This window comes from Longimicrobium sp. (assembly GCF_036554565.1).
Classification (GTDB): domain Bacteria; phylum Gemmatimonadota; class Gemmatimonadetes; order Longimicrobiales; family Longimicrobiaceae; genus Longimicrobium.
Window position 1 is genome coordinate 1 of record NZ_DATBNB010000469.1, and the last position, 6,109, is coordinate 6,109.

The 6,109-nt window shown below is 68.9% G+C and carries 8 protein-coding genes; 5 read left to right on the forward strand and 3 right to left on the reverse strand.

Annotated features, from left to right (window positions below; all coding sequences use genetic code 11):
- Positions 1-13 precede the first annotated feature (13 nt).
- Complete coding sequence (locus VIB55_RS12870) at positions 14-643, reverse strand: hypothetical protein (protein WP_331877053.1); 630 nt, start codon at positions 641-643, stop codon at positions 14-16.
- A gap of 578 nt (positions 644-1,221) precedes the next feature.
- Positions 1,222-2,133 carry a subclass B3 metallo-beta-lactamase gene (gene bla / locus VIB55_RS12875; protein ID WP_331877054.1) on the reverse strand — a complete coding sequence of 304 codons (912 nt, stop codon included), beginning with the start codon at positions 2,131-2,133 and terminating at the stop codon, positions 1,222-1,224.
- Positions 2,134-2,376: 243 nt separating this feature from the next.
- Between bla and VIB55_RS12880 the strand changes: the two genes are divergently transcribed.
- The 3 genes from VIB55_RS12880 (at position 2,377) to VIB55_RS12890 (ending at position 3,519) form a co-directional block, all read left to right on the forward strand.
- Positions 2,377-2,589: a hypothetical protein gene (locus VIB55_RS12880; RefSeq protein ID WP_331877055.1), complete on the forward strand. Its 213-nt coding sequence runs from the start codon at positions 2,377-2,379 to the stop codon at positions 2,587-2,589.
- A gap of 13 nt (positions 2,590-2,602) precedes the next feature.
- Complete coding sequence (locus VIB55_RS12885; protein WP_331877056.1) at positions 2,603-2,839, forward strand: toxin-antitoxin system HicB family antitoxin; 237 nt, start codon at positions 2,603-2,605, stop codon at positions 2,837-2,839.
- A gap of 125 nt (positions 2,840-2,964) precedes the next feature.
- The gene (locus tag VIB55_RS12890) at positions 2,965-3,519 is read left to right on the forward strand and encodes a hypothetical protein (RefSeq protein WP_331877057.1); all 555 of its coding nucleotides are present in this window, start codon (positions 2,965-2,967) and stop codon (positions 3,517-3,519) included.
- Positions 3,520-3,627: 108 nt separating this feature from the next.
- On the opposite strand, the gene VIB55_RS12895 is transcribed toward VIB55_RS12890, so the two are convergent.
- On the reverse strand, positions 3,628-3,810 hold the full coding sequence (locus tag VIB55_RS12895; protein ID WP_331877058.1) for a hypothetical protein: 183 nt from the start codon (positions 3,808-3,810) through the stop codon (positions 3,628-3,630).
- Positions 3,811-4,069: 259 nt separating this feature from the next.
- Between VIB55_RS12895 and VIB55_RS12900 the strand changes: the two genes are divergently transcribed.
- A complete protein-coding gene (locus VIB55_RS12900) occupies positions 4,070-5,614 on the forward strand; it encodes an FAD-dependent oxidoreductase (protein WP_331877059.1) in 1,545 nt (514 codons plus the stop codon).
- Positions 5,611-6,109: HAD family hydrolase (locus VIB55_RS12905; protein ID WP_331877060.1), on the forward strand; the 499-nt coding region annotated here is incomplete at its 3' end. The genes VIB55_RS12900 and VIB55_RS12905, both read left to right, overlap by 4 nt.

The following is a 6,109-nucleotide window of genomic DNA, read 5'->3' on the forward strand; positions in this document are numbered from 1 at the left end:
AGGGTTGGATCGGTTACCGGCCAAGGAACTGCTGCTCCGATACCACGCGATAGGCGTTCTGCGACTCGATGTACTCGATGAGCACGATGCGGTCGCCGCGCTGGAGCTGGTTGGGATCTTCGTGGCGAACCTGCAGGATCAGCCCGGCGCCGCCGTCGTCCACCGACGCCTGCCCGTAGTCACCGGACAGCGTGGGGGTAACGACCACCGCGGACGACCCGATGAGCGAGCGCTCGACGGGGCGCATCTTCGCGAGCACGCCGCGCAGCGGGCGCAGCGCCACGGAGGTCACGGCCACGGCGGGGACGAGCACGCCCACCATCGTGCCGAGGCCCGCCAGCGTCCGCACGCCTTCGGGCAGGCCGCCCAGCACCAGCAAGTGAACGAAGTACGCGCCCAGCCACGCGGTGAACACGAGCGTGGTGGCCACCACCGTCAACGGTACGCCACCCAGCCCCAGCTTGGAGAGCATCGCCGCCGCGGCCCCCGGGTCGGGCGCATCGCCGCCGCCCACCAGCGCGTCGACGGAGTCGCCATCGGCCAGGCCCGTGACCGCGAGCACCCAGTACAGGGTGACGACGGTCAGCAGCATGCTGTAGACGATGGTGGGAAAGCCGAGGGCGGTGTGCAGGAACTCGTTCACGGTGGTTGCGGTCCGCGTTCGTTCGGGGTTTGGCGAAGCCGGGTGGCGGCTTCCCCAAGTTCAACGGAGGAACGGGCTTCGGAGTTTCGAACGGGAGGGGCGGCCGCGCGGGCGGGGTGCAGATCGCCGCGACGAGGCGGCGTATCCAGCGGCGGCACATCAGATGTTTGGAACCTAAACGTGCGGACCTGATTACGTCAACTCTTAGGCCGGTTTTCGGCGCCGCCTGCCGGGGTCGATGGCCCGGAATTCCCTGCTGGAACGGAGAATGTGGCCTGCAGCGCAATCCGTCATCCAGAGGCCCGAGCACACTTGACCGGCCCGCAGCGCATACCATGCAGGGCCGTGGGATCTTGCCGCGGAAGCCACTTCGCCCGGGCGCGGCAGCGACACGGAGCCCTGGGCCTCGGCCCTGGTCCTCGCCTTGGGGGGGGCCGGCCCAAGCTTCCCCCGGGCGAATGAATTCGCTGCAACGACCACACGATGTCCACCTTCGTGGACTGGCCTGCTGCGGTGTGGCCCCGATGATGAGGCGCGCCCCGGCCTCTGCGCTCTCATCGAGTGCTACGAGACACGGCTCAGCGCGATCCCCGCTCGGTTTCCAGACGGGTCCGCAGCCGCTCGCGCCCGGCGGCCGCGTACCGCTTGCAGGCGTTCCCGTCCACGAGCGGCTGGCTCCCGGCGAGACGCTCGAACATCGCGGAGCCGCTGGGGTGCGGGGTGATGAGGATGTCGCAGGAAAGCGCCTCCAGCGTGCGGAAGCCGCGCTCGAAGTCTGCCACAGCGGATGGATAGGTAGGGCTGTCCGTGAAGCGGAAGCCATCCGCGGAGATCGGCGAGTGGCTGTCGGCGTAGACGACGTCCACGCACTGCGCGCCCTCGCACGACTTCCACGTCCACGTGGTGCCGCCCTGTGTGTGCCCCGGCGTCAGGTGCGCCGTAAGGGCGAGCGGGCCCACGCGCAGGGTTTCGCCATCCGCGAAGCGCCGCACGTTCCGCACAGGGGGAAAGTCCAGCAGCTCCCCGTGCTGGGGATCGCCCACCTCCGACGTGCCCTTCTCGAGCACGCGCGCGCTGGCGACGCTCGCCGCGACCTGCGCACCCGATGCCGCCTGCAGCGCCGCCAATCCGCCCGCGTGGTCGAAGTGCACGTGCGAGTTGAGGATGAGCCGCACGTCGCGGACATCGAAGCCCAGCGCGCGGATGTTGGCCAGGATCAGCGGCGCGGAGTTGGGGAGCGCGCCGTCGATGAGCACGTGGCCCTGCGGCGAGGTCACGAGGATGGCGGACAGGCCGTTCGTGCCCACGTAATAGGTGTTCCCGTGGATCTTTACCGGGGCGTGGGGCTCGTTCCACGCGGCGCAGGTGGAGCAGAGCGCCGCGGGATACGGCCGGGTGCGCGGATCGGCGGCCTGCGCGCAGGCGCTGGTGCCGGAGAGCGCCAGGAGCGCCGCGCTTGCGGCGAGGGTGCGGACGGAAACGGATCTCATGTTCGGGCCGTGGACAGGATGGTTCATCGAATGCGTCCGACCGGCCGGACGCACGTTGATAATACTCTCGCGCGCGGAGGACGATTCAGCCAGTACGGCGGCCGTCCCGCGAGGTGCGCCTTGGAGGGGCACGGCGTTTCGTTTATCTTCATTTTTCCGCACCATCGCCCCGTACCCTGTACCTTCCGATGGCACTGCGCGAGTTCGCCGTGGCGCGCATGGGACGTACGCCCCACCGGCGCCGTGCGGCCCGGCGCGCTCCTCCCCGCCGCTCCGGGGCTGGAGTCTGGATGGATCTGCTTCGAGAGTGCGGCCGAAAAGTGCCGGCTGGCCCCCATTCCCGAAGGGTGGGAGGTGTGGAGCGAGGAGCGCCTTCGCGCGTCGCTCGCCCAAGCCCGCGCCGCGGGCCGCAAGGACGCCACGGACGCGGAACATCCCGCGAATCCTTCTGCCTGACGCCGAATCAGCCGTGAGCGTACTTAGCCTTCGCCTTCCCGACTCGCTACATCGAAAGATCAGGGAGATCGCCGCTTCGGAAGGGATCTCGCTGAACCAGTTCATCGCGACCCCAGTGGCCGAGAAAACCTCGGCGCTCCTGACGGAAGATTATCTGGCTGCTCGCGCCGCGCGGGGAAATCGTGAGGCCTATCTCGCGGCACTCGACCTGGTGCCGGACGTGGAGCCCGCTCCCGAGGACCGGCTGTAACTTTTTCCGGGCTCCCCCCGTACACCGAAACATGCTGGTGGACGGGGCGGCGCCGGGTGTTTATTTTCCATCCCGTCCCCCCTCCCCTGACCGCGCCCGCTCACACCGTTCCCGCAGGAGCCCCGATGCCGACCCTTACGCGTTCCTTCCGCCGCGTGTTTTCGCGCGTGCTGGCCGCCGCCGGCCTTTCGCTGGCCGCCGTGGCCGCCGACGTTTCGTCCGCCGCCGCGCAGCCGGAGAAGCTGTTCACCGAGGAAGTCTCCAACTACCGCCTGACCTCGGCGGGGCTGCAGAAGTTCCTGACCGCCACGCGCGCACTGAGCGCGCTGGAAGACGAAGACCTCGAAATCGAGGAGCGGTTCGAGAACATGGACGAGGACGACGTGGACCTCGACCAGATCGCCTCGGCGTTCGACAGCGAGCCGCGGGTGAAGGGCGCCATCAACGGCGCCGGGTTCAGCAGCCGCGAGTACGTGACGTTCATGTTCTCGATGATCCAGACGATGTTCACGGCCGCGATGCTGGAGATCGGCGGCGAGAACGCGCTGGCGCAGATGGAGAACTCGGTGCTCAAGCAGAACGTTCAGTTCTACCGCGAGCACCAGGCGGAGTTCGAGGCCATGGGCGAGGCCCTGGAAGAGATGGGTGACGACGAGGGCGAAGAGAACGAAGAAAGCTGATCGCCTCCCTTCGCGGGCAGCGAACGAGAAAGCGGCGGCACGCTCCAGGCGTGCCGCCGCTTTCTTTTGTCATCTCATCCCGGCGTAGATCTCACGTGCCGCGGGGCCTCACGACGACGGCGGCGGCACGAAGCCGGTGGTGTCCGTGGGCGCGGCATCGCCCGGAGCGATTTGCTCTTCGTCCTTGTTTTCGGCGCCCGTGGGGCTCTCGCCCGAACACGCGGCTCCCGACAGCGCGAGCCCCAGGGCCGCGGCGGTGAAGATGCGTCTGGCGTTCATCGTGTCCTCCATCTTGCCTGGTTCTCCTGCCCGAAATCTCCCTCGGGCATCCGCCGCGTCGCCAAGCATCTTCCATGCCCGCATGCAGTTAGGCTCTCCGGACGGCCCGCCGTCATCCTCCACGCGCCCCTCCCTTTCCTCCGTGACCTCCGTGCCCTCCGTGTGAGACCGGCTTTCCGAGTCGTACGATGATTGCACAGCGCCTGTCTCCCGCCGCCGGAACACGGACGGAGGCGGCCCAGGTGCGTCCAATCGTACGAGGAGGAGCGGGATGGAATCGACGGAACGGTCGGTGTCGGTGTGGGAGGTCACGCGGGCGCAGCGTACGACCGCGCCCCTGCATGGCGACGCCGAAGCGGACGTGTGCGTGATCGGCGCGGGGATCGCGGGAATGACCACGGCCTACCTGCTGGCCAAGGCGGGGCGGCGGGTGATCGTGCTGGAAAAGGACGCCGTCGGCGCGGGTGAGACCGGGCAGACCACGGCACACCTTTCCAGCGCGATGGACGACTACTTCCACGTGCTGGAAGGCGTGCACGGCGAGCAGGGCAGCCGCATCGCCTTCCAGAGCCACCAGGCCGCCATCGAGCAGATCGGCGCCATCGCGGCCGCCGAGGGCATCGACTGCGACTACGAGCGCGTGGAAGGCTACTACTTCCTGGACCCCAGCGAGTCCGCGGACTTCCTGGAAAAGGAGCGCGACGCCGCCCGCCGCGCCGGCGCCGCGCCGGAGGTCGTGGAGCGCATTCCCGGCGTGCCGTTCGACAGCGGCCCCGCGCTGAAATTCCCCAACCTGGGCCAGTTCAACGCGCTCAAGTACCTGTCGGGCCTGGCTGACGCCGTCGAGCGGCTGGGCGGGCGCATCCACACGAGCACCCACGTCACGAGCGTGGAGGGCGGCGACCGCGTCACGGTGTCGGGCGAGGGGTTCCGCGTATCGGCGGGCGCGGCGGTGGTGTGCACCAACCCGCCCATCCACGACCGCTTTGCCCCGCACAGCAAGCAGGCGCCCTACCGCACCTACGTGGTGGCGGCCCGCGTGCCCGCCGGCTCCATCGCCCGCGGCCTGTACTGGGACACGCTGGAGGCCTACCACTACGTGCGCCTGGCGCCGGCCGAGGGAGACCCGGCCCACGAGTGGCTGATCGTGGGCGGCGAAGACCACAAGCAGGCGCACGAAGACGACACGCACGACGAGCACTGGGGCAACCTGGAGGCGTGGACCCGCGAGAGGTTCCCCATGGCCCAGTCGTTCGAGCTGCGGTGGAGCGGGATGGTGATGGAGCCGGCCGACTACGTGGGCTTCGTCGGCCGCGACCCGGGCGGGCGCCAGAACGTGTACATCACCACCGGCGACTCCGGCCAGGGGATGACGCACGGCACCATCGGCGGAATGCTGAACACGGACCTGATCCTGGGCCGGCCCAACGAGTGGGAAACGCTGTACGATCCCAAGCGCAAAACGATCTCCAAGGACTCCGTGATGGAGTTCGTGCACGAGAACGTAGACGTGGCGCTGCAGATGACCCGCCACGCCCCCGTGGGCGGCGACGCCAGGTCCGAGGCGGATATCCAGCCCGGGCAGGGCGCCGTCATCCAGCGCGGTCTGCACAAGGTGGCGTGCTACCGCGACGAGCAGGGCGGCGTGCACGAGATGTCGGCCGTGTGCACGCACCTGGGGTGCATCGTCCGCTGGAACGGCGCCGAGAGCAGCTGGGACTGTCCCTGCCATGGCTCGCGCTTCGCACCGCTGGGCGAGGTGCTGACGGGACCCGCCATCGGCCCGCTGAAAAAACTGGACGGAGAGAAGGAATGAAGCCTCGCGCGGCCCTGCTGGACGTGGACGGCACCCTGATCGACAGCAACGACGCGCACGCGCAGGCGTGGGTGGACGTCTGCGCCGAGTTCGGCTACGACGTGGAGTTCGGCCGCGTGCGCCGGATGATCGGCATGGGGGGCGACAAGGTGCTGCCGGAGCTCACGGGCCTGTCGGACGAGGAGGGGACGGGGGCGGAGATCAAGGAGCGCCGCGGCGAGCTCTTCCGCGAGCGCTTCCTGCCCACGCTCAAGCCCTTTCCGCAGGCCAGGGAGCTGATCCAGCGGATGCGCGACGAGGGGCTGACCATCGTGGTTGCCACCTCGGCCAGCAAAAAGGACATGGGCGGGCTGCTGAAGCAGGCGGGGATCGCGGACCTGATCGAGGAAAAGACCTCGTCCAGCGATGCCGAGCACTCCAAGCCCGACCCCGACATCATCGATGCCGCCGTGGAAGCCGCCGGGTGCCCGCCCGGCGAAGCGGTGATGCTGGGCG

Coding starts and splice junctions, on each gene's coding strand:
- bla (WP_331877054.1), bottom strand. CDS start 2,133: ATGAGATCCGTTTCCGTCCGCACCCTCGCCGCAAGCGCGGCGCTCCTG.
- VIB55_RS12890 (WP_331877057.1), top strand. CDS start 2,965: ATGCCGACCCTTACGCGTTCCTTCCGCCGCGTGTTTTCGCGCGTGCTG.
- VIB55_RS12895 (WP_331877058.1), bottom strand. CDS start 3,810: ATGGAGGACACGATGAACGCCAGACGCATCTTCACCGCCGCGGCCCTG.
- VIB55_RS12900 (WP_331877059.1), top strand. CDS start 4,070: ATGGAATCGACGGAACGGTCGGTGTCGGTGTGGGAGGTCACGCGGGCG.